Source organism: Flavobacterium sp. 9AF, from assembly GCF_902506265.1.
GTDB lineage: Bacteria > Bacteroidota > Bacteroidia > Flavobacteriales > Flavobacteriaceae > Flavobacterium.
The window spans coordinates 2,005,713-2,028,720 of record NZ_LR733556.1 but is presented as its reverse complement, the minus strand read 5'-3'; the positions used below and the strand labels follow the sequence as shown (position 1 = coordinate 2,028,720).

Here is a 23,008-nt window from a genome sequence, read left to right as displayed (position 1 = left end):
ACTATAGCTATTGTCAAAGTAATTAAACTATATAATAAAAAAGGGTTAAGTTTGGTTTCGTTTTTAGTTAAAACACCTAAATAATCAAAAAAGAAAAAGAATAGAAATAATAGAAAAATTCCAGTAATTTCTTTACGAATTACTTTTTTCCAACTAAAAGTGAGATTTGGCTTTTTATAATTTTTAAAATCAGGAACAAATGCAGGAACTTTTTCTGACCATGTGAGATAAGTTTCACCAAATTTACCACGCAAAAATTTTTCTTCTGAAAACATAATCCTTTCATAGTAAACCCAATACATAAATGTAAAGGCAACTAAAAACCAGAAATTACCAGGCAGCATGGCTAACCCTAACCACATAAAATAATTCCCTAAGTATAATGGATGTCTAACTAAAGAATACATTCCTGTTGTGTTTAAACTATCAGCTACTTGCTTTTCAACTGTTCTTCCAGAAGTGTTTTTGGGTACAAACCCAATCACTAAAATTCGAATGAATAATCCTAATAAACTTACTACTAAACAAAACATTTCATAATAAATTTCATAAACCGTTTTCTTTAAAGCAAATGTTTCAGGATGTAGTTCTGTTTGTAAAAAAAGTAATCCTCCTATTATTAAAATAATTACAGGCAAAACACCTCTATATCTAAATAACCAAATTCCTTGCTTTGCAAATTCTTCTTGTAATGCCATAATAATATTAATAATTGGCCCAAATATAAAAATATATTTTGATATTGAACGATTGGATAAAAAGCAGTATTTTGCCTAAAAATAAACAACATGTCACAACAAATACCACAAGCGAATACAATTGATGAGGTCATTTTGATTTTAAATGAAATTATTGATGATGCTTTAATTAAAAAAAGTACGATGGGTTACTTTGCTGTTTTGTATTGTAAAGTAACTGAAAAGGTAAAAGAAGGGATTGCTAATGGAATGTTTCAAAATGGACCGAGAATGGAAAAACTCGATGTTATCTTTGCAAACCGTTACATAGCTGCTTATTATGAGTACAAATGGGGATTGAAACCTTCCACTTCTTGGCAAGTAGCATTTGAATATGCAACCGATTTTTGGATTGTATTACTGCAACATTTGTTATTAGGTATGAACGCTCATATTAATTTAGATTTAAGTATTGCAGCAGCACAAGTGGCACCAGGTGACGAAATACACGATTTAGAAGCCGATTTTAATATGATAAATCATATTTTATCATCCTTGGTAGGGAATGTAGAAACTGCACTTTCTGATGTATGGCCTTTTATGAAATGGATTTTAAAAAAGACAAGAAATGTTGATACTTTTTTAATTGATTTTAGTATGCAGGAAGCGAGAAATGGCGCTTGGAAATTTGCAGTTCAACTTGCACCATTAGATACCTCTCAATTACAAGAACAAATTTTAATTAGGGATCAAAAAGTTACTAAAATAGCAGATTTAATTACCAATGCGGGTTTTATTCCTTCTTTAATTTTTAAATTGTTGCGATTGTTTGAAGTAGGATCTATCAAAAGTAAAATTGATAAATTAAGGAGTGTGATATAAAATTAATAACCCCAGTAAATAGTTACTGGGGTTTTCTCATTGTAATTTATATGTTGAATTATAAATCGAATTTAATTCCTTGAGCTAATGGTAATTGATCGGAATAATTTACGGTATTGGTTTGTCTTCTCATGTATACTTTCCAAGCATCTGAACCTGACTCTCTTCCACCACCCGTTTCTTTTTCTCCACCAAAAGCACCACCAATCTCAGCTCCTGAAGTACCAATGTTCACATTCGCAATTCCACAGTCTGAACCTGCAAATGACAAGAATTTTTCGGCTTCTTTCATACTATTGGTCATGATGGACGAAGACAAGCCTTGTGCCACACCATTTTGTAAATCGATGGCATTTTCTATTTCGCCACTGTATTTCATTAAGTATAAAACCGGTGCAAAGGTTTCGTGTTGTACAATTTCAAAATGATTTTCTGCTTCAATGATAGCCGGTTTTACATAACAACCACTTTCATAACCGTTACCAGAAAGCACACCGCCTTCAACTAATACTTTTCCACCTTCTGATTTCGCTTTTTCAATCGCTGCTAAATAGGTGTTAACGGCATCTTTATCAATTAATGGACCCACATGATTTTTTTCATCTAATGGGTTACCAATTTTAATTTGTTTGTAAGCTCCTACAATGGCATCACGAACTGTATCGTAAACCGATTCATGAATAATTAAACGTCTGGTTGAGGTACAACGTTGTCCACAAGTACCAACAGCTCCAAAAACAGCTCCAGGCACCACTACTTTTAAATCGGCAGTTGGAGTAATAATTATAGCGTTGTTTCCACCTAATTCTAATAAGGATTTACCAAAACGTTCTGCTACTTTTGCTCCTACAATTCTTCCCATTCTAGTAGAACCGGTAGCAGAAACTAAAGGAATACGTGTGTCTGCTGTCATCATTTCACCCACAGTATAATCTCCGTTGATAATACATGAAATACCTTCCGGTAAATTATTTTCTTTTAAGATTCCTGCGATAATATTTTGACAAGCGATAGAACATAAAGGTGCCTTTTCAGAAGCTTTCCAAACACAGACATCACCACAAATCCATGCTAAAGCCGTGTTCCAAGACCAAACAGCTACTGGAAAGTTGAATGCTGAAATAATACCTACAATTCCAATAGGATGCCATTGTTCACGCATGACGTGACCTGGTCTTTCCGATGGAATTACTTGTCCGTTTAATTGGCGTGATAAACCTACTGCAAAGTCACAGATATCGATCATTTCTTGAACTTCTCCATAACCTTCTTGTAAAGATTTACCCATTTCATAAGACACCAATTTTCCAAGTGGTTCTTTTAATTCTCTTAATTTATTTCCAAATTGACGAACAATTTCTCCTCGTTGAGGTGCTGGCATCGCTCTGAAAGTTTTGAAAGCTTCAGATGCTTTTTGCATGACACGTTCGTAATCTTCTTTTGTAGTAGTTTGTACTTTTCCAATTAATTGTCCGTCTACAGGTGAATAACTCTCAATGATAGTTCCATTTGAAAACCATTCGCTTCCTGTAGAAGTTCCTAAATTAGTCGCTTTAACGCCTAATATTTCCAATGCTTCTTGCATTCCAAACTGTTGTGCTATTGTTGACATTGTAACTTTTTTACGTGTTTTTGTTAAATTTTTACAAATGTATGAAATTGATTTGAATTTTTAGCCCTGATAGAAAGGATAGCTTTTTGAAGGCTATCTTTTCGGTTTTTTACCTTAAAAAAGCGACCAAAGAAGCTCATTTTAAGGTTTAAAAACCAAAATTTAGCCGAGAAAACTAAACTGAATAGCAGGAATTAGCTTTTACTCTTCCGTTACAAAACGAGGATCGGTTTCCATAACAGTACCACATTTTGAACAGGTGCGTAAGGATTCAGAATTATAAAAATGATTGAAGTGTTTTAAAAAATCTACTTCAATATTGTTTAATTCAAAATAAACTTCATGAAGTTTGTGGTTGCAATTGTCGCAAAACCAAAGTAATCCATCTTTTACAGGTAAATGATTGCGTTTTCTTTCGATTACTAAACCAATTGAACCTGCTGATCGATTAGGGGAATGTGGCACTTTAGCAGGATGTAAATACATGTCACCCGCTTTTAAAGTCATGGCCTTTTTTTGACCTTCGTCTTGCACATAAACGGTTATTTCACCTTCTAATTGATAGAATAATTCTTCAGTCTCATTATAATGATAATCTTTTCGTGCATTAGGCCCAGCTACAATCATTACAATATAATCACCTGAATCGACATATAAATTTTTATTGCCTACGGGAGGTTTTAGTAATGCTCTATTTTCTTCAATCCATTGGTTTAAATTGAAAGGTTTTTGTATGCTCATTTGGAATGTTTTATTTAGGTAAAGATACAAAAAAGATAAAGGTTAGCTTTTCAACTAACCTTCTATATATTAAACTTTTCTAATTGATTTGCTTTATCAGATATGTATAAACCGGTAAATGATCACTAAACCCAGGAACGCCATTAGAATTTCTTTTAGGGTAGCCTTTCCATCTTCCTTCATTTTCTATAAGATATGGTTTTTTAAACACATTGGCTTTCCAATAAGTCCATGTTGAATAATCACCTTTTACTAGTGGTTCTGATAACATCATTTGGTCAAAAATATTCCATGCATCACGATACCCTAAAGTTCCTATACCTTGTTTATACATTTTCTCCATAGGATTATATATACCTAAAGGTTTTAATTCTTCTTTAGTACCTACTGCACCAACCCCTTTTTTAACACTTTTATTAGTTGGATCATCATTTAAATCACCCATGGTAATAATTTTAGCTTTAGGATTAATTTTATATAAAGAATCTATAATTTTTCTATTTAAAGCACCAGCAGCTTCTCTATTTGGGCTACTTTTTTTCTCACCACCAGAACGCGATGGCCAATGATTCACAATAAAACTGATTTCTTCACCTTCTAAATAACCTGTTACTAAAAGTTGGTCACGCGTATAAATTCTTTGAGTGGATTCTTCTATTTGTAAAGCGTCATCTGTTTCTTCTTCTTTTTCCTTTTCATCTTTTTTGCCATTGTTTTTGCCATCTTTATAGATGTAAAGGGGTATATTGGTATAGCTCACAGGAGTAAAATATTTTTCCTGATATAATAAAGCTACATCTATACCTCTTTTGTCGGGAGAGTCAAAATGGACAATTTTATACCCTTTATTTACAAGTTTTGGATGTTTTACTAAATCTTCCAAAACACGTCTATTTTCAATTTCGCATGCCCCAATTACCACTGGAGAGTTTGAAGGATTTTCATCTGTACCAATTTCAATAATAACACGACTTAGATTGTCAAGTTTTTTCTTGTAATTTTTAGAAGTCCAACCTTTGTTTGGCAAATATTCCTCATCATAGGTAATAGGATCATTAATCGTATCAAAAAGATTTTCAAAATTATAAAATGCTATTGTATGAATTTTAAATTTTTTATCTTGTGAAAAAAGCATATTTATTGTGAAAAACACAAAAAAAGCGATTAAAAATTGTTTAATTTTCATGAAATGTATGTTATATAATTATCAATTTTATTACAAAATCGGTGCCAAAGGTAAATAATATTATTAAAAGTTATACATTTGCAGGCTGTTAAGTTTAAACCGCTTAAAGTTTAAATTATAATTAAATTTTATTCTTTTTATGAAAAAACTTGTATTAAGTACATTATTAGTGCTACAAGCCGTTTTTGTTTTTGCTCAACAAACCAGTACTTTAAAAGGTAAAGTTGTTGATTCTAAATCACAAAAACCACTACAAAATGTTGTTGCAACTATACAAAGTACCAACCAATCTGTAGTAACAGATGCAGAAGGTATTTTCACTTTTAAATCCATTCCAGATGGAGAACCCGTTCTTGTGGTTACTTCTACTGGATATAGGACACAAACTTTTGTTTTAGAAGTTACTTCTGGGCAAAATGTTGATTTAGGAACTATTGTATTAGAAGAAGACATAACGAGTGAATTACAATTGAGCTTAGTTACTATTACAGAAAATGATTTAGGTGATGACAACACTGGTTCAGAAAGTACTTCAGGATTATTACAATCATCAAGAGATACCTACCAGCAAGCTGCGGCTTTTAACTGGGGTCAAGCACGTTTTAGAATTAGAGGTTTAGATAATCAATATGGTACAACTATGATTAACGGAATTTCTATGAATAAATTATATGATGGAAGACCACAATGGAGTAATTGGGGTGGATTGAATGATGCAACTCGTAATCAAGAATTTACAATGGGTTCTGCGCCATCTGAATATACATTTGGAGGAATACTAGGAACTCAGGAAATAGATACTAGAGCATCTCATTACCGACCTGGAAGTAGAGTTACTATGTCTGGAACAAATACTAATTATAGCTGGAGAGCCATGGGAACACATGCTTCAGGCTTAAATGAAAAAGGATGGGCATTTGTGGTTTCGGGATCAAGAAGATGGGCTCAAGAAGGTTATTTTGATGGTACGGATTATAGTGCTAATTCTTTATTTGCAAGTGTTGAGAAGAAATTTAATGATAATCATAGTATTAATTTTACATCGATTTATGCTGAAAATAGTAGAGGCAAATCTTCTCCAAATACCCAAGAAGTAACAGATTTAATGGGTGTTAAATACAATTCTTATTGGGGTTGGCAAGATGGTCATAAAAGAAATTCAAGAGACAAAGATATTGCTGAACCAATCAATATGTTATCTCACTATTGGAAAATAAACGAGAATACGACATTAAATACAAATGTTGCTTATCAAACTGGTAAAATTGGTAATACAAGATTAGATTATCAAAATGGAAATAATCCTGATCCTACTTATTACAAAAAATTGCCTAGTTATTTTAGTAATTTAGGAACTTATACTGATGTTGAAATTGAAGGTTTTAGAAATGATTTCATTGCAAATTCTCAAATCAATTGGAATGCAATGTATATAGCAAATCAAAATTCTGGATTCCCAGGAAGAAGTATATATGTTCTTTATGAAGACAGAACAGACGATAGTCAATGGAGCGCAAACTCTATTTTGAATACTAGTTTATCGGATCACATTTCAATGAATGCTGGAATTAATTTTAAGAGATTAAAATCGCATAACTTCCAAAACTTATTGGATTTAATGGGAGGAACTTATTTTGCCGATATCGATCCGTTTTATACAGGTAACAATAGTCAGTCTGACTTAAACAACCCAAATAGACAAGTGGGAGAAAATGAAGCTTACGGTTATAATTATAATTTATTTGCTACTGTTTTTGATGGTTTTACACAATTTAAATTTAATTACAATAAATTTGATTTTTATTTAGCACAATCTTTCTCTAGAACAGAATATCAAAGAGAAGGTTTATACAGAAATGGAATTTATGCTAATAATTCATATGGTAAAAGTAATACAACTACTTATGAAAATTTTGGTTTTAAAGGAGGTTTAACCTATAAAATTAACGGTCGTCATTTATTAGATTTTAATGGTTTATATATGACAAAAGCGCCAATAATGAGAAATGTTTTTTCAAATGCGCGTTTAAACAATAATTTGACACCAGATTTAGCAGACGAGAATATTGTTGCAGCAGATGCTAGTTACATCATAAGAACACCAAAGTTAAAAGGACGATTAACAGGATTTTACAATAAAGTATCAAATAGTTCAGAGATTTCTTTCTACTATGCTGAAAATATTGGTGATTCTGATGGAGATGAAGACTCATTTGTAAGTGAAATTGTTACTGGATTAGATAAACAAGCATTTGGAGCGGAGTTGGGATTAGAATATAAAATTAACACTACTATTACAGCGACAGCTTCTGCATCTTATGGACAATATATTTATTCTGATAATGCCAAATTAATAACTAATGATGATGGTAGAGCAGCAGAAGGACATAATCCTGTTAGAAATTTTGGTACTGTATATCTAAAAAATTATCGTCAAGCCGGATTACCAGAACAAGCATACTCTTTTGGGTTAGAATATAGAGATCCTAATTTTTGGTGGATTGGTGCTAACATTAATTATTTAACAGGTGGTTATGTAGATGTGTCTAGTATTTTGAGAACAGATAATTTTATAATCGATTCTGATCCAAATAACACACAAGGATATAGTTATCCAGGTGCCACTGAACCTAATGTAAGAAGAGTTTTAAAACAAGAAAAGTTTGATGATTTTATGTTATTAAATTTAGTAGGAGGTAAGTCGTGGAGAATTAGTTCTAAAAACAGAAATACATTTGGTTTCTTTGTTTCTATTAACAATGTTTTAGATGAAATTTATAAAACAGGTGGCTTTGAACAATCTAGAAAAGCTACGTATCCAGATTTAGTTGCTGATCAAGCAAATGGAACACCTTCTTTTGGGACTAAATATTTTTATGGTTATGGAAGAACGTACTTTGTTAATTTCTATATTAACTTTTAAAAAAAATGCTTTATGAAAAACTATTTTAAAATTATTTTAATAACAGGACTTTCTTTAGTATCTTTAAGTTGTACTAAAGATGATGATTTTGCAGTTTTTACAGATTATATTCCAGTTGTAGTTGGAGAAAATTATGAAAACAGCGACACAGGAAGTGGATCAAATGAAGTAGCAGCGGCTACAACGGGATGGTTAAATGTTAATTTTGCTGGTACTAATAGAGTTTGGAATGTAAAAAGTTTCACTACTTCTGGAGTTAGCAATAATTTTGCTGAATTTTCATCTTTTTATTCTAGTGCTACTGGTCCAGATGATGAGGTATGGATGATTACATCAAAAATGAACTTTGCTGAAACACCTATTACAGAAAGTTTAAGTTTTGACTGCCAAACTAGATTTGCTAATTCAGCTGTGTTAAAAATATTAATTTCGACTAATTTTAATGGATTAGAAAGCGGTATTCATTCTGCTACTTGGGAAGAGTTAGCTGTTACTTTACCAACTGAAAATGATGTTTGGACTTCAAGTGGAATTGTTGATTTAGCAAATTTTCAAGCCTCTGAAAACGTATATATAGCTTTTAAATATACAGGAAGTAAAGCAAATGGAGCTACTACAACTTTTAGATTAGATAATATTAGAGTTTTTGAAAATAAATAACCTATGAAAAAATTAAAATTTATTTTAACAACTGTCCTTATTGTAACACTTTCAAGTTGTGTTACTGGAGATGATTATAATGCACCTGATTTATCTGGTGAATGTGTTACTAAAACAGCCAATACTGATATTGAAGGATTAGCGGATAATGCAACAACAACCCCTACATTGTGGGATTTAGCAAATGGAAATATACTGGAAGCTTATGTAACATCTTCAGATGAAGGCGGTAATTTTTACAAAACAATATCTATGGTTGCTTTTGATGCAAACGATAATGAGTATGGTTTTACTGTTCCAGTAGATGAATATAATTTATTTAATATATATGAACCTGGTCGTAAAGTATATATCGATTTGACAGATTTATATACAAAGGAAGATGATTATACGGATGATTTACAAATAGGTCAATTATTTGGAAATGATATTGGTCGTATAGGTTTAGAAAAATATAAAAATAAAATTTATCGTTCTTGTGATAAAAAGGATGAAGAAGAACTAGTTCATCACATAGGTGTTAATGAAGCGCATAATCTGCAATACCTTCACACTTTGGTAGAATTCGAGAATGTTCAATTTGATGATTTATCTTTGGGGCATACTTATTTTGATAGAAGTTTAAATGCTTCTCCAACATGGACTGGAACTAATCATACAATTAAAGATAAATTTGGTAACAACATAATTTTAAGAGCTAGTGAATTTGCAACATTCGCAGGTGATGCTATTCCTAGTGGTAATGGAAAAATCAGAGGAGTTTTAACAAAATATGGCAATGATTATCAATTAATGATTAGAACTATTAATGATGTTCAATTAACAAATGATAGGTATGTTCCTTCTATTATATTTCAAGAAACATTTACGACAAATTTTCCTAATTGGATAGCATACAGTGTTACTGGTCCTAGTCAAGTCTGGGGTTTGAGTTCTGCTGGGAGTTCTCCAAATGTACCTTATGCTAATATTAATGGAGGAACGACTACTCCAAATGAAGATTGGCTTATTTCCCCAGTAATCGATTTAACTAATATATCAACGGCTTTTCTTACTTTTGAGACTGCTGGAAGATATCTTGGACCAATATTGGAAGTTAAAGTTTCAAATAATTATACAGGAACAGGAAATCCTAATAGTGCGACTTGGATAGACTATACTAGTCAAGCAAATTACCCTACAATTACTTCTAGTTCGTTTTCAAGTTTTGTATCTTCTGGTGGAATTGATATTTCGTCTAACTTTGCAGGACAAAATAATATAAGAATAGCATTCAAATACACTTCTCTTGGTACAGGATCAGGTTCTTCAACTAATTGGGAAGTTGATAATGTTCGTGTCTTAGGTCAATAAATTTAATATATTTTTATATTCAAAAACGCTCAGAATTTCTGAGCGTTTTTTTATATTAAATTATCTTTACCTTTGTATTGTTAATGAATGATTATGTTAGAAAAAGAAAATCACGTTTTTGAAAAAACAATAGTTGTGGGTATTGTTACCCAAAATCAGAATGAAGAAAAATTAAGAGAATACTTAGATGAATTAGAGTTTTTAACTTATACTGCTGGTGGGGAAGTGGTGAAACGGTTTTGGCAAAAAATGGATAAACCTAACCCTAAAACATTTGTAGGAACAGGAAAATTAGAAGAAATAAAATATTATGTAAAAGATAATGCTATTACAACTGTTATTTTTGATGATGAACTTTCTCCATCACAACAGAAAAATATCAATAGAGAATTAGGAGATGATTGTAAAGTATTAGATAGAACGAATCTTATCCTAGATATTTTTGCTCAAAGAGCACAAACCTCTTATGCAAGGACACAAGTTGAATTAGCTCAATATCAATATCTATTGCCTCGTTTAACAGGTATGTGGACTCACTTAGAACGTCAACGAGGAGGTATTGGGATGCGTGGACCTGGAGAAACTGAAATTGAAACCGATAGACGAATTGTACGTGATCGAATTGCTTTATTGAAAGAAAAAATAAAAACAATCGATAAGCAGATGGCTGTTCAAAGAAGTAATAGAGGTGCGATGGTTCGTGTAGCTTTAGTTGGATATACCAATGTGGGAAAATCTACTTTAATGAACGCTATTGGCAAAAGTGACGTTTTTGTAGAAAATAAACTGTTTGCTACTTTAGATACTACAGTTAGAAAAACGGTTATACGCAATTTACCTTTTCTTTTAAGCGATACGGTTGGTTTTATAAGAAAACTGCCCACTCAATTGGTTGAGTCCTTTAAAAGTACCTTAGATGAAGTAAGAGAGGCTGATTTATTGTTACATGTTGTAGATATATCACATCCAGATTTTGAAGATCATATTGCATCAGTAAATGAAATATTAAAAGACATTAAAAGCAATGATAAACCTACTATAATGGTCTTTAATAAGATTGATGCTTTTAGACCAGTTTATTTTGATGAAAATGATTTAAGCGTTGAAAAAACGACCAAGCATTTTACACTTGAAGATTGGAAACAAACGTGGATGAATACAATGGGACAAGATAATACTTTGTTCATTTCTGCTACAAATAAACTTAATTTTGAAGAATTTAGAGAAAAAGTGTATGAAGCAGTAAGAAAGATACACATTACTAGATTTCCCTATAATAATTTCCTGTATCCCGAATATAAAGAAGCCATAGATGATAATGAATCATAAACAAAAAACTGGATTTAAATCCAGTTTTTTGCAATATTTTAGTCTAATTTAAAGCTTCTTGAAGAAAGTAGTTTGCCGCTTTCGCTAAAAATATTTAAAAAATAAACACCTTTTTCTAAGTTTAGCCCTTCTGTAGAAAATTCCTCATGAATACGATTTACTTCCTCTTCATATTCTACAGATGAGATGAAACTATAAACTAATTCATTTGAACCAATAAAAACACTTTTGGTTTTTCCAACATTCTTGTTATTTGTGTCAAAAATTTGAATATAAAAAGTATTGGAACGTCTAATTTTATTCTTATCTAAATATAAAGTATATTCTAAATCTAGACTATTTACTTTGGAGACTGAGGTTGCATATTTTTTTTCGCCTGAATTCTTTTTATGATAGGTTTGAACAGAAGAATTTAATAAGCGTAAATCATCATAATCATCTCTAATAATAGTAGATACAGGTGAAACTGAAACTGAAGTTTGTTTTTCTGATGGTACAAAGCTAGCTTCGGCTATAGTAGTTTTACTTTCTTTATTCTGAACAATTACTTTTGTGTTTTCAGAAGATTTGTTTTCAACTACTTTGGTTTCATATTCTTTTTTAGCCTTAGTAAATTCATTTTTTAATGACATTAATTTTGAAACATCTTTTTCTAAGGAGTCTATTTTTTGAATTAAATTTTCGATTTGTTGATGTTTTGCTTCTAGTTCTGTTTTGAGTATATTATTTTCATTTTCTAATGCTTTATATTTTTCAAGTTGCTCTTTTAGTTGTAGCATTAAATATTCTTTTTCTTTAATTAAACGCTCAATCTCAACACGCGATTTTTCTAAATCTGATTGAAGTTCCGTATTGGCAAATAAATTAATATTCTTTCCCAATTTTGTATTGGCCAATAAAAAGGTTGTAGTTAATGCTAACATTGTGATTATCGACAATATTAACGACCATGTGGCCACTTTTGAATTTTTCTTTAACATAGCAGTAATACCTATTAGAAAAATTAAAAACCATAATTAAATCCTAAGCCAAATACTTCTCTAATTTGAAATGCTCCAATAGCATTGTCATCATAAATGGCTTGAAAAGCAATATTTGTAGATATATATTTATTAATTTTCATTACCAAATTCATCTGATAATCGATGTCTACATTTTGAGGATTATCAAGATAATTAGAATATAAATTTAAAATATTTTCCATAGAAACATTTTCCATTACATTAAATTTATAATATGCATTCAATGCTGCTCCAAATTCGAAACGAGAGGATTTCCCTTGTTCTACACCAAAAGCAGAACCCAATTCTGTAAAATGCTTGTGTACAAAAATAACACGTGAAGTAGCGGGTGCAATATTCACTTTTAGATTGTCGCTTTTTTTCCACAACATACCTGGTCCAGCTTGTAAATAGGCAGGTGAGAAAAAATGTGAATTCTTAACTAATATTTCATTACTTGTAACAGGATCAGTTACTTTCACAAAACCAGCATCCATTTGCGTTTTAAAATTTAGAAATCCAGAATAAAACCAATATCCTTTTGCCTTTTTTCCTAATAAGGAAGTGAATTCTAAACGATCATCTGATTTAGTCGTTTCTTGCCCTTTTAATTTGGTTAAACCATAGGCTGCAATAAATTTATTGTCCCAAATCAGTTCAGGTGTTTTATAATTAAAATCATAATTTAATCCTGCATTTCCTGCAATATTGGATGTTCCTCCACCAAGCCATTCATTGTTAAAAGCAGATTGATTGAAAAGAAATAAAAAATTTCCTGCTTTTTTCCAACCCATGTTCACGGTGTCTCTAGCTTTTGCTTCAGCTGCTGAGGTTGTATTAATTAGCTCTCCTTCTGTTTTTTGTGAAAAAGCACTAAATGAAGTGATTAATAATAATAGAAATAGTTTTTTCATTTTTTGTTTGTTTTGAATTTGAGGTGCAAATTTAACTTAATTAAGCAATTAAGGTATAAAAACTTACAAACAATAAATGAAAAATTCGTTCAAATGATGCGTTTTTTAGATGTATTACTTTATTTTCTTTTGTATAATGGTACTGCTGAACATGCTTCACCAAACATAACACTTTTAGCCACTGGCATTAATTTTTGTATGGCTAACGTATAAATAGATTGTGGAACCGCTTTTTTAGAACATCCTTTTAAAATAACAGGCTTGTCTTTATAAATGGAATAATTTAAGGTTTCTAAAACGCGCTGGTAGTGGAATAAAATATATTCCTGACTGTCTCCATGAACTATTTGTTTCGCAAATGGCTGCAAATAAGTGGTAATTAAAATATACGCCCAAGCAGGTAAAATGGCATCAGTACTACAAAATAAAATAACACCTTTATCTTTGTAAGTCGACCAATCTTCCTTATTCAAGTTGTCACGGAATTCTTTTTCTTTTAAAATAAACCCTTCAAATAACCAATTGGAAATATCAAGAATTACGATTTCTTCTTTTGGAAAAAAATCCTCAAGATCAAACACTTCCAATTTACTATTGGCCACTTTATTAACTATTTCTTTTTCCATAAATTCTTTTTATTGATATCCTTCTGCCTGTAATAGGAACAATTCGGCATATAATTGTTGGTTTTGCATTAATTCTTCATGTGTTCCGGCTTCTAAAATACTTCCTTCATCTAGCACAATTATTCGATCGGCTTGTCTTACGGTGCTAAATCGATGGGAAATAATGATACTCGTTTTGTTTTTAATCAAATGAATCAAACGTTCAAATACTTCACTTTCTGCTTTGGCATCTAAAGCGGAAGTAGGTTCATCTAAAATAATAACTTCTGCATTTTTCATATAGGCTCTTGCCAAAGCAATTTTTTGCCATTGTCCACCCGATAATTCCTGACCTTTGACGAAACGTTTCCCTAATTGTTGTTCGTAACCATTTTCTAATTCCGAAACCACTTCTTCAGCTAAGCTTAACTTAGCCGCTTTTTCAATTTGAGTAAAGTTATGAATTTCATCTATTTTACCAATGGCAATATTTTCTTTAACGGTAAATTCATATCGAAAGAAATCTTGAAAAAGTACACCAAAAAAGGCTTGATATTCTTTTTTATTGTACCTATTAATGTTTATTCCATCTAGTAGTATTTCACCTTGTGTAGGTTCGTAAAAACGTAAAATTAATTTGGTTAAGGTGGTTTTTCCAGCACCATTCTGACCTACAAAAGCTACTTTTTCTCCTGCTTTAATAGTAAAATTTACATTTTTTAAAATCTGATGTTCCGATTCTGGATAGGCAAAATAAACGTTTTTAAATTCAAAACCTTGCTTAATTTCTTTGGGCAAAGGAATGTCTTCCTTGGTTTTGGGTTCAGAAGAAATATCAATAAAATCAAAATAATCTTTTAGATACAAAGCACTTTCAGAAATTCTTGTAAAACGTGAAAAGAAATCTTGTAGACTTTTCATCAACCGATTAAAACTTCCAGATAAAAAGGTAAGTTCTCCTAAAGTAATTACACCCGATAAAACTCTATAAATGATAAATACATAAGCAGCATAATAACTAATTGATCCCAATACATTGAACAAAAAGCCATAGCTTGAGCGTTTAATGACTAGTTTTTTGTTGAGGTGAAAATATTTTACTGCTAAGTTTTTAAATCGGTTTACTACAAATTGGGTTAACCCAAAAAGTTTGATTTCTTTCGCTGTTTTATCATTGGCTCCAATGTACCTTAAATAATCCAATTCCCTTCGTTCTGAGGTCCAACTTCTAGCTAATGAATATTGTTGTTGACTGAAGCGTATTTCGTTTAAAAATGAAGGAATAATACTTAAAACTAATAAGATAATCAGATAGGGTTCAAAATAAATTAAACCTACGATTAAGGTAGCAATTGAAATGGTAGTTTGTGCTTGTCCTAAAACATTCGACATTAAATCGACACGACCCATGGTTTGGGTTCGGGCTCTTTCTAATTTGTCATAAAACTCCGAATTTTCAAGAAGACTGATGTCTATTTCATTAGTTTTCTGAATGATTTGTACAGAAGTTTGAATATTATATTGATCGCCTAAAATTCCATCCGTTAAAGCTATGGCTCTGCTTACTAGATCAGATAAAACAACCAATGAAAATTCGATAGCTACATATTTCCAAAGCAAACTATAATCTGTAATTTTATGTGTGGTAATATTGATTATTTCATCAATGATAATTTTACCAATCCACAAAATAATTACAGGAAGTAAAGCAGCAACAATGCGGCAAAATGCAGAAACTAGAAAGAGTTTTTTATTGGTTTTCCAAATTTCCTTGAAAAAACGTGGAATGTAAGAAAGAGAATGAAAAGAAGCTTTCAGACCCATCTTTTTCTTGTCGTTTAATGATTTTGGTTGAAAACGTGCCATTTTTTAAGTTTTCAGTCTCAGTTTTCAGTCACATTATTTTAAAAACTACTGTGACTGAAAACGCAACCTTTTTTTAAAGCATTCCTAATTCTAGTTTTGCTTCTTCACTCATTAAGTCTTTACTCCATGGTGGATCAAAGGTAATTTCAACCTCGGCAGATTGAACGGCATCAATTGATTTTATTTTCTCTTCCACTTCCATGGGCAATGTTTCCGCAACGGGACAGTTAGGTGAGGTTAATGTCATTAAGATTTTCACATCATTTGCTTCATTAATCATCACATCATAAATTAACCCTAACTCGTAAATATCAACTGGAATTTCTGGGTCATAAATGGTTTTCAAAACCTTTACTACACTTTCACCTAAGTTGATTTCATCTTTATATTCTTCCATTTTCTTAGTATTTTTATTTGTTTACCAATGAATTAACTTTTAGCATTAAAAGCCAAGGCATACATTTTGATTTGTTTTATCATGGAAACCAATCCATTCGCTCTAGTAGGAGACAAGTGCTCTTTTAAACCTATTTCATCAATAAAATCGGTATTGGCTTCTAAAATAGCTTCCGGGGTTTGATTTGAGAAAGCACGGATTAAAACAGCAATAATACCTTTTGTTAAAATAGCATCACTGTCTGCAGTAAATACAATAGTTCCATTTTGCTCTTCTGCATGAACCCAAACTTTGGATTGGCAACCTTTAATAATATTATCTTCCGTTTTGTATTTTTCTTCAATCAGAGGTAAGGTCTTTCCTAGTTCAATGATGTATTCATAACGTTGCATCCAATCATCAAACATTGAAAATTCGTCAACAATTTCTTCCTGTATGGCTTGTATGTTCATTTTTTAATTTATTTTATCAGCTATTTTTAAAATAGTATTTACTAAATTCTCAATTTCTTTTGGAGGTATACCACCATCAAAATCAGTGGAACGATAAATATGATCATCCATTCTAACTTCTAAATTGGTAATTGGTGCACCATCATAAAAACGTTTTTCTGTAGGTGCTTTTAAATTAGGTATTTCTTTTACATCAATACTATTGTATGCTTTTTCAATAGCTTTTACTTCTTCTCCAGTTAAAGTTTTAATTTTAGGTTCTTCATCTCTTGAGTTTTGTACTGCAATGGTATTGTTTTCTAGGGTTATTTTTTTAAAAAAACCTCTAGACATAGATTCGTAAACCAATACTGGGAAGTTCTGAGTCGATGGAGCTTCTTTAGATTCTGAAGTCATGGTTTCTGTTTTTTCAGATGAAGTTCCCATAGTTGTTTCAGTTGCTTTTTTTTGACAATTACAACTGCTAATCGTTATGATTAAAGTAGATAAAATAGTAAGTGCTTTCATAAATGTAATTTTTTGTTTGTTTTTAAGATAACATTGTTTTTGCTTTTTTAACGGCTTCCACAAAGATATCAATTTCTTCTTTGGTATTGTAAAATGCAAAACTTGCTCTTATAGTACCAGGAATTTTAAAGAAATCCATGATGGGTTGTGCACAGTGATGTCCTGTACGCACCGCTATACCTAATTTATCTATAATCGTGCCAATATCATACGGATGTATGCCTTCAATATTAAATGAAATAACAGAAGCTTTTTTGGTTAAATCAGAAGGTCCGTAAATGGTTACCCCTTCAATTTCTTGTAGCTTTTGTGTTCCATACTCTAATAATTCTTGTTCTTGTTTTGCTATGGCATCAAACCCAATATGATTCATATAATCTACTGCTGCTCCAAATGCAATTCCACCACAAATATTAGGAGTTCCTGCTTCAAATTTATGCGGTAAATCAGCATAGGTTGTTTTTTCAAAACTAACGGTTGCAATCATTTCTCCTCCACCTTTATACGGAGGTAATTTGCGCAACCATTCTTCTTTACCATAGAACATACCTACTCCCGTTGGTCCGCACATCTTATGCGCAGATGCCACATAAAAGTCAACATCTAAAGCTTGAACATCAGGTTTCAAATGTGGACAAGCTTGTGCACCGTCAATTAAAACTGCTGCACCTACTTCATGTGCTTTTTGTATGATATATTCAATTGGGTTAATCGTTCCAAGAGCATTCGAAATATGATTACAGAAAACCAACTTTGTTTTATTGGAAAGTAAACCATCGTAAGCTTCCATAAGTAACTCTCCTTCCACACTCATGGGAATGACTTTCAAAACAGCACCTGTATGTTCGCAAAGCATTTGCCAAGGTACTATATTACTATGGTGTTCTAAAGCAGAAACAATGATTTCATCACCTTTTTGTAAAATTGACGCAAAACCATTCGCTACTAAATTAATACTTTCAGTCGTTCCTGAAGTAAGTATAATTTCATAACTGTGTTTGGCATTAAAATGATGTTGGATTTTGTTTCTCGCTATTTCATAAGCATCTGTAGCCAATTGACTTAAAGTATGTACGCCACGATGAATGTTTGCGTTATATCTAGAATAATAATCTACAATCGTATCAATTACTTGTTGAGGCGTTTGAGACGTGGCTCCGTTATCGAAATATACTAAAGGTTTTCCGTTTACTTCTTGTTTTAGAATGGGAAAATCGGCTCTTACTTTTTGAACATCAAACATCTTATATCTATTTGTTTGCAAATTTACAACTTGATTATTTAAAATAGGAATAAATAAAGGTTAAAAATTAGCAAATGGGCATAATGAAATAAAAAAAGTGCTTCTAAAAAGATAGAAACACTTTATTTGTATTTGAAAATGAAATTTACAAATCAAATCCCATTTTTACGCCTAATTTGGTAGCTATAATTTTTGTAATACGTTGCTTTAATTCAGGTATTTTAATACTTTCAATCACTTCATTTGAGAAAGCATACATCAAAAGAGCACGTGCTTCTTTTTTCGGAATACCACGTTGTTGCATATAAAACATAGCACTTTCATCTAACTGACCAATTGTACAGCCATGAGAACATTTTACATCATCAGCAAAAATTTCTAATTGCGGTTTGGCATTGATGGTTGCTTTTTCACTAATTAGAATGTTGTTGTTTTGCTGAAAAGCGTCGGTTTTTTGTGCTTCTTTTTCTACATATATTTTTCCATTGAAAACACCAGTGGCACTGTCTCCAAAAATACCTTTATAGTTTTGATGACTTTCACAATTCGGTTGTGCGTGGTGTACTAACGTAAAATGATCTACATGTTGTTTGTCGCCAATAATCGTAATTCCTTTTAAAGTAGAATCAATACGTTCTCCTTGATGATAGAAATTCAAGTTATTACGTGTCATATTACCTCCAAAAGAGAACGTATGAACTGCGACTCTGCTTTCTTGTTTTTGAGCAATATAGGTGTTGTCTATTAAATTCGCCGTTTGTACATCATTCTGAATTTTATAATAATCTACATTGGCTCTTTTTTGTGCAAAAATTTCGGTTACACTATTGGTTAGTACCGGATTACTATTCAAACTTTGATGACGCTCTATAATTTGTACGTGTGCATTTTCACCCACAATTATTAAGTTTCTTGGTTGTACCATTAAAGCAGCTTCAGTTCCTGTAGAAAAGTTAATAATTTCAATAGGTTTATCGGCTACTTTACTTTTAGGAATATTGATAAAAGCACCTTCTTGAGCAAAAGCAGTATTTAACGAAGTTAAGCTTTCGTCTTTTTGAGCAATTTGATTGAAATACGTTTCTAAAACAGGCTTGTATTTTGGTTTTGTTAATACCGAAGATAACAAACATACATCAATTCCTTCATGAGTAGTTGACGATAAAAATGAGCTAAATTTCCCGTCGATAAACACTAATTTGTAGGTGTCTATTTCATGTAAGAAATATTTTTTCACAGCTGCAAATTCAATCGCATTTTCATGTTTTGGAAAAACCGAAAAATCATGTTTTAATATTGCATTCAATGAGGTATATTTCCAAGCTTCTTCTTTTTTTGTTGGAAAACCTTTGGTTTCAAAATTTTTTATAGCTTGATTTCGCACATCATGCAAATGAGAGTCCATATCAAACTTTTCTTCAAAAGCGATGTATGACGAAAGTAATTTATCTTTTAAATCCATTATCTAATATTTTGTTTAAGGTTTCAAGTTTCACGTTATTGAAACTTGTTTCCTTTAAAATCTTTCTTGTTTAAATAAGTGATGAAATTTTTAATTTTACCGCTTAAGTTTTCATATTTGTTTTTCAAATCTTTAAACTGTTCTTCCGAAATATATTCCCAATCATGCAATCTATAAATCTGTGATCTAGTTTCTCCTGCCGAACCTTTCGCAACTGATAAAAATTGGCGAAATTCCAAATTTCCATCTCTTTCAAAACCCTCAGCAATATTATCCATTACAGATCCGGATGATGCCTTTATTTGTTCTTTAAATCGAAAATCAATTTTTAAATCCGTTTCTTTTGAAAGTATAAAAACTTCTTTTGCTAACTTTCTGGCTTCCTGCCAAATTTCTAAATCTTCAAACTTTGTAATTGTTGCCATGGCGTATATAAAATTAAATTGATGTGTGTAAATGAGGTTTGAGAAACCTGAAACTTGAAACTTGAAACAAATTAAACCAATTCGTTTTTAATCCAATCGTAACCTTTTTCTTCTAATTCTAGAGCCAAGGATGCGTCTCCAGATTTTACAATTTTACCGTCCATTAGTACGTGAACAAAATCGGGAACAATATAATCTAATAAACGTTGGTAATGTGTAATTACAACCACAGCATTGTCTTGACTTTTTAATTTATTAACACCATTTGCTACGATTCGTAACGCATCGATATCCAAACCAGAATCGGTTTCATCAAGTATGGCAATTTTAGGCTCTAACATCGCCATTTGAAAAATTTCATTACGTTTCTTTTCACCTCCAGAGAAACCTTCGTTAAGCGAACGAGAAAGGAATTTTTTATCCATTTCTAATAATTCCGATTTTTCGCGAATTTTTTTCAACATTTCATTCGCTGGCATGTCTTCTAATCCTTTTGCTTTACGGCTTTCATTGATGGCAGTTTTGATGAAATTGGTTACTGAAACACCAGGAATTTCTACAGGATATTGAAAAGAGAGGAAAACACCTTTATGCGCTCTTTCTTCTGGAGCTAATTCTGAAATTTCTTCTCCATCTAAAAAGATTTCTCCTTCATTCACTTCATAATTTTCGTTTCCTGCGATTATAGAAGAAAGGGTCGATTTTCCGGCACCATTTGGTCCCATAATGGCATGAACTTCCCCTGCTTTAACTTCTAAATTAATTCCTTTTAGTATTTCTTTGTCTTCAACAGAAGCGTGTAAATTTTTAATACTTAACATGGTCTCTATTTTATATAAATGCTAATTCTAAATTTTGTGTTTCTTCGGGTCTGTCCGCATTAAAATGCTTGTGTCCCAAATAATTCATTCCTAAATATGCAGCCGATTTTTGGAAAGGAAGGTAAAAATCATCTTCAATGCTACTGTCATGAGAATTGGAGATCACAGCCATGTTTTTACCTCTTAGTTTTCTTCCAGTTTCTTTTTCTATACGAATTAAATCTGAAAAACGATCAAAAAACACTTTCATAATACCGCTCATGGTATACCAATACACAGGTGTTGCAAAAATCAATGTATCGTATTTTTCAATAATTCCTTTTATTAATACAAAAAAATCATCTGTTCTATTTTTACTCTCATAATCATAGTAGGAGAAATCATAGTCACTTAAGTTAATTACATCCACCGAAAATTGATTGTGTATTTCTGACACAATCTTTGTGGTGTTTCCGTTTTTTCTTGATGAACCTATAATAATTACTGATTTCATATTTTAATTATCCTACCGAACCTTCCAAGGAAATTTCTAATAATTTTTGAGCTTCTACAGCAAATTCCATAGGTAATTTATTTAAAACTTCTTTACTAAAGCCATTTACAATAAGCGCAATCGCTTTTTCTGTAGGAATTCCTCTTTGATTACAATAAAATACTTGATCTTCACCAATTTTTGAAGTGGTAGCTTCGTGTTCAATTTTAGCGGTAGTATTTTTGCTTTCAATATATGGGAATGTATGTGCTCCACATTCATTGCCCATTAATAAACTATCACATTGTGAGAAGTTTCTAGCATTAGCTGCTCTTGAACTAATTTGAACTAAGCCTCGGTAACTGTTTTGTGATTTTCCAGCTGAAATACCTTTTGAAATGATAGTAGATTTGGTGTTTTTTCCCAAATGAATCATTTTAGTACCTGTGTCTGCTTGTTGGAAATTATTGGTAACAGCTATGGAATAGAATTCACCTATAGAATTATCTCCTTTTAAAACACAAGAAGGATATTTCCAAGTTACAGCAGAACCTGTTTCAACTTGTGTCCAAGATATTTTTGCGTTTTTTTCACACAAACCTCTTTTGGTTACAAAATTATAAACACCACCTTTACCTTCTTTATTGCCTGGAAACCAGTTTTGAACCGTAGAATATTTAATTTCTGCGTTATCTAAAGCAATTAATTCGACTACTGCAGCATGCAATTGATTTTCATCACGACTTGGAGCAGTACAGCCTTCTAAGTAAGACACATAACTCCCTTCATCAGCGATAACTAAAGTTCTTTCAAATTGACCTGTTCCTCCTTGGTTAATTCTAAAATAAGTTGAAAGTTCCATTGGACAACGCACCCCTTTTGGGATGTAACAAAAACTACCATCAGAAAAAACGGCAGAGTTAAGCGCTGCATAAAAGTTGTCCTTTTGAGGAACCACAGTTCCAATATATTTTTTTACTAATTCTGGATGTTCTTGAATGGCTTCAGATATAGAGCAAAAAATAATTCCTTTTTCCGCTAGTGTTTTCTTAAACGTAGTCGCTACTGAAACAGAATCCATAACAATATCAACTGCAACACCTGCTAATTTTTTTTGTTCGTCTATAGAAATCCCTAATTTTTTAAAAGTTTCCAATAATTCAGGATCAACTTCATCTAAACTTTCGTATTTATCTTTCTTTTTAGGCGCTGAATAATAAGAAATGGCTTGAAAATCTGGTTTTGCATAATGCACATTGGCCCATTCGGGTTCGATCATTTCTTTCCAAGCTTTAAAAGCTTCTAATCTCCAGTGGGTCATCCATTCTGGTTCGTTTTTCTTCTTAGATATGGCACGAACAATATCTTCATTTAAACCAATAGGGAAAGTTTCAGATTCTATATCTGTATAAAATCCGTATTCGTATTCTTTGTTTTGCAATTCGACTTTTAAGTCGTCTTCTGTGTATTTACTCATATT

22 protein-coding genes are annotated in these 23,008 nt (G+C 31.6%); 5 read left to right on the top strand and 17 right to left on the bottom strand.

What is annotated here, in order from left to right; translation table 11 throughout:
• The coding region (locus HALO113_RS09215) for an isoprenylcysteine carboxylmethyltransferase family protein (protein WP_159779588.1) at window positions 1–698 on the bottom strand (698 nt) is incomplete at its 3' end.
• 90 nt (window positions 699–788) lie between these two features.
• Here HALO113_RS09215 and HALO113_RS09210 point away from each other — a divergent pair.
• Window positions 789–1,559, top strand: coding sequence for a DUF5995 family protein (locus tag HALO113_RS09210; protein WP_159778748.1), 771 nt, complete (start codon window positions 789–791; stop codon window positions 1,557–1,559).
• 58 nt (window positions 1,560–1,617) lie between these two features.
• Here the strand turns inward: HALO113_RS09210 and HALO113_RS09205 are convergent, their stop codons facing one another.
• From HALO113_RS09205 to HALO113_RS09195, 3 genes are all read right to left on the bottom strand, one after another.
• Window positions 1,618–3,171: an aldehyde dehydrogenase family protein gene (locus tag HALO113_RS09205; protein WP_159778747.1), complete on the bottom strand. Its 1,554-nt coding sequence runs from the start codon at window positions 3,169–3,171 to the stop codon at window positions 1,618–1,620.
• A 201-nt stretch (window positions 3,172–3,372) separates the two neighbouring features.
• Window positions 3,373–3,912: a 3-hydroxyanthranilate 3,4-dioxygenase gene (locus HALO113_RS09200; RefSeq protein ID WP_159778746.1), complete on the bottom strand. Its 540-nt coding sequence runs from the start codon at window positions 3,910–3,912 to the stop codon at window positions 3,373–3,375.
• A gap of 79 nt (window positions 3,913–3,991) precedes the next feature.
• Window positions 3,992–5,098 (bottom strand): endonuclease/exonuclease/phosphatase family protein, encoded by a 1,107-nt coding sequence (locus HALO113_RS09195; protein WP_159778745.1) that lies wholly within the window; start codon window positions 5,096–5,098, stop codon window positions 3,992–3,994.
• 139 nt (window positions 5,099–5,237) lie between these two features.
• On the opposite strand from HALO113_RS09195, the gene HALO113_RS09190 reads away from it, so the two are divergent.
• From HALO113_RS09190 to hflX, 4 genes are all read left to right on the top strand, one after another.
• Complete coding sequence (locus HALO113_RS09190; protein WP_159778744.1) at window positions 5,238–8,021, top strand: TonB-dependent receptor; 2,784 nt, start codon at window positions 5,238–5,240, stop codon at window positions 8,019–8,021.
• Window positions 8,022–8,033: 12 nt separating this feature from the next.
• The gene (locus tag HALO113_RS09185; RefSeq protein ID WP_159778743.1) at window positions 8,034–8,681 is read left to right on the top strand and encodes a DUF5017 domain-containing protein; all 648 of its coding nucleotides are present in this window, start codon (window positions 8,034–8,036) and stop codon (window positions 8,679–8,681) included.
• A 3-nt stretch (window positions 8,682–8,684) separates the two neighbouring features.
• Window positions 8,685–10,034, top strand: a complete 1,350-nt coding sequence (locus HALO113_RS09180) for a DUF5689 domain-containing protein (protein WP_159778742.1) — start codon at window positions 8,685–8,687, stop codon at window positions 10,032–10,034.
• Window positions 10,035–10,127: 93 nt separating this feature from the next.
• Complete coding sequence (gene hflX, locus HALO113_RS09175) at window positions 10,128–11,363, top strand: GTPase HflX (RefSeq protein WP_159778741.1); 1,236 nt, start codon at window positions 10,128–10,130, stop codon at window positions 11,361–11,363.
• Window positions 11,364–11,401: 38 nt separating this feature from the next.
• Here the strand turns inward: hflX and HALO113_RS09170 are convergent, their stop codons facing one another.
• From HALO113_RS09170 to sufB, 13 genes are all read right to left on the bottom strand, one after another.
• Window positions 11,402–12,343, bottom strand: coding sequence for a hypothetical protein (locus HALO113_RS09170; protein ID WP_159778740.1), 942 nt, complete (start codon window positions 12,341–12,343; stop codon window positions 11,402–11,404).
• Between the two features lie 23 nt (window positions 12,344–12,366).
• Entirely contained in the window at window positions 12,367–13,278 is a 912-nt protein-coding gene (locus tag HALO113_RS09165) for a DUF3078 domain-containing protein (RefSeq protein WP_159778739.1), read from the bottom strand.
• 119 nt (window positions 13,279–13,397) lie between these two features.
• Window positions 13,398–13,904, bottom strand: coding sequence for a DUF2480 family protein (locus HALO113_RS09160; RefSeq protein WP_159778738.1), 507 nt, complete (start codon window positions 13,902–13,904; stop codon window positions 13,398–13,400).
• Window positions 13,905–13,913: 9 nt separating this feature from the next.
• Entirely contained in the window at window positions 13,914–15,749 is a 1,836-nt protein-coding gene (locus HALO113_RS09155) for an ABC transporter ATP-binding protein (protein ID WP_159778737.1), read from the bottom strand.
• Window positions 15,750–15,822: 73 nt separating this feature from the next.
• Window positions 15,823–16,146, bottom strand: a complete 324-nt coding sequence (locus HALO113_RS09150; protein WP_130734880.1) for an SUF system Fe-S cluster assembly protein — start codon at window positions 16,144–16,146, stop codon at window positions 15,823–15,825.
• 32 nt (window positions 16,147–16,178) lie between these two features.
• A complete protein-coding gene (locus HALO113_RS09145; RefSeq protein ID WP_159778736.1) occupies window positions 16,179–16,598 on the bottom strand; it encodes a SufE family protein in 420 nt (139 codons plus the stop codon).
• A gap of 3 nt (window positions 16,599–16,601) precedes the next feature.
• On the bottom strand, window positions 16,602–17,105 hold the full coding sequence (locus HALO113_RS09140) for a hypothetical protein (RefSeq protein WP_159778735.1): 504 nt from the start codon (window positions 17,103–17,105) through the stop codon (window positions 16,602–16,604).
• A 22-nt stretch (window positions 17,106–17,127) separates the two neighbouring features.
• Window positions 17,128–18,348, bottom strand: a complete 1,221-nt coding sequence (locus tag HALO113_RS09135) for an aminotransferase class V-fold PLP-dependent enzyme (protein WP_159778734.1) — start codon at window positions 18,346–18,348, stop codon at window positions 17,128–17,130.
• Window positions 18,349–18,493: 145 nt separating this feature from the next.
• A complete protein-coding gene (gene sufD / locus HALO113_RS09130) occupies window positions 18,494–19,810 on the bottom strand; it encodes a Fe-S cluster assembly protein SufD (protein WP_159778733.1) in 1,317 nt (438 codons plus the stop codon).
• Between the two features lie 35 nt (window positions 19,811–19,845).
• Window positions 19,846–20,235 carry a four helix bundle protein gene (locus tag HALO113_RS09125; protein ID WP_159778732.1) on the bottom strand — a complete coding sequence of 130 codons (390 nt, stop codon included), beginning with the start codon at window positions 20,233–20,235 and terminating at the stop codon, window positions 19,846–19,848.
• A 71-nt stretch (window positions 20,236–20,306) separates the two neighbouring features.
• Complete coding sequence (sufC, locus tag HALO113_RS09120; protein WP_159778731.1) at window positions 20,307–21,056, bottom strand: Fe-S cluster assembly ATPase SufC; 750 nt, start codon at window positions 21,054–21,056, stop codon at window positions 20,307–20,309.
• Between the two features lie 10 nt (window positions 21,057–21,066).
• The gene (locus HALO113_RS09115) at window positions 21,067–21,549 is read right to left on the bottom strand and encodes a flavodoxin family protein (protein WP_159778730.1); all 483 of its coding nucleotides are present in this window, start codon (window positions 21,547–21,549) and stop codon (window positions 21,067–21,069) included.
• 7 nt (window positions 21,550–21,556) lie between these two features.
• Window positions 21,557–23,005 carry a Fe-S cluster assembly protein SufB gene (sufB, locus tag HALO113_RS09110; RefSeq protein ID WP_159778729.1) on the bottom strand — a complete coding sequence of 483 codons (1,449 nt, stop codon included), beginning with the start codon at window positions 23,003–23,005 and terminating at the stop codon, window positions 21,557–21,559.
• Window positions 23,006–23,008 lie beyond the last annotated feature (3 nt).

Bases quoted from the DNA above. Each gene is read 5' to 3' on its own strand.
- HALO113_RS09210 (WP_159778748.1), top strand. From the start codon at position 789: ATGTCACAACAAATACCACAAGCGAATACAATTGATGAGGTCATTTTG.
- HALO113_RS09205 (WP_159778747.1), bottom strand. From the start codon at position 3,171: ATGTCAACAATAGCACAACAGTTTGGAATGCAAGAAGCATTGGAAATA.
- HALO113_RS09200 (WP_159778746.1), bottom strand. From the start codon at position 3,912: ATGAGCATACAAAAACCTTTCAATTTAAACCAATGGATTGAAGAAAAT.
- HALO113_RS09195 (WP_159778745.1), bottom strand. From the start codon at position 5,098: ATGAAAATTAAACAATTTTTAATCGCTTTTTTTGTGTTTTTCACAATA.
- HALO113_RS09190 (WP_159778744.1), top strand. From the start codon at position 5,238: ATGAAAAAACTTGTATTAAGTACATTATTAGTGCTACAAGCCGTTTTT.
- HALO113_RS09185 (WP_159778743.1), top strand. From the start codon at position 8,034: ATGAAAAACTATTTTAAAATTATTTTAATAACAGGACTTTCTTTAGTA.
- HALO113_RS09180 (WP_159778742.1), top strand. From the start codon at position 8,685: ATGAAAAAATTAAAATTTATTTTAACAACTGTCCTTATTGTAACACTT.
- hflX (WP_159778741.1), top strand. From the start codon at position 10,128: ATGTTAGAAAAAGAAAATCACGTTTTTGAAAAAACAATAGTTGTGGGT.
- HALO113_RS09170 (WP_159778740.1), bottom strand. From the start codon at position 12,343: ATGTTAAAGAAAAATTCAAAAGTGGCCACATGGTCGTTAATATTGTCG.
- HALO113_RS09165 (WP_159778739.1), bottom strand. From the start codon at position 13,278: ATGAAAAAACTATTTCTATTATTATTAATCACTTCATTTAGTGCTTTT.
- HALO113_RS09160 (WP_159778738.1), bottom strand. From the start codon at position 13,904: ATGGAAAAAGAAATAGTTAATAAAGTGGCCAATAGTAAATTGGAAGTG.
- HALO113_RS09155 (WP_159778737.1), bottom strand. From the start codon at position 15,749: ATGGCACGTTTTCAACCAAAATCATTAAACGACAAGAAAAAGATGGGT.
- HALO113_RS09150 (WP_130734880.1), bottom strand. From the start codon at position 16,146: ATGGAAGAATATAAAGATGAAATCAACTTAGGTGAAAGTGTAGTAAAG.
- HALO113_RS09145 (WP_159778736.1), bottom strand. From the start codon at position 16,598: ATGAACATACAAGCCATACAGGAAGAAATTGTTGACGAATTTTCAATG.
- HALO113_RS09140 (WP_159778735.1), bottom strand. From the start codon at position 17,105: ATGAAAGCACTTACTATTTTATCTACTTTAATCATAACGATTAGCAGT.
- HALO113_RS09135 (WP_159778734.1), bottom strand. From the start codon at position 18,348: ATGTTTGATGTTCAAAAAGTAAGAGCCGATTTTCCCATTCTAAAACAA.
- sufD (WP_159778733.1), bottom strand. From the start codon at position 19,810: ATGGATTTAAAAGATAAATTACTTTCGTCATACATCGCTTTTGAAGAA.
- HALO113_RS09125 (WP_159778732.1), bottom strand. From the start codon at position 20,235: ATGGCAACAATTACAAAGTTTGAAGATTTAGAAATTTGGCAGGAAGCC.
- sufC (WP_159778731.1), bottom strand. From the start codon at position 21,056: ATGTTAAGTATTAAAAATTTACACGCTTCTGTTGAAGACAAAGAAATA.
- HALO113_RS09115 (WP_159778730.1), bottom strand. From the start codon at position 21,549: ATGAAATCAGTAATTATTATAGGTTCATCAAGAAAAAACGGAAACACC.
- sufB (WP_159778729.1), bottom strand. From the start codon at position 23,005: ATGAGTAAATACACAGAAGACGACTTAAAAGTCGAATTGCAAAACAAA.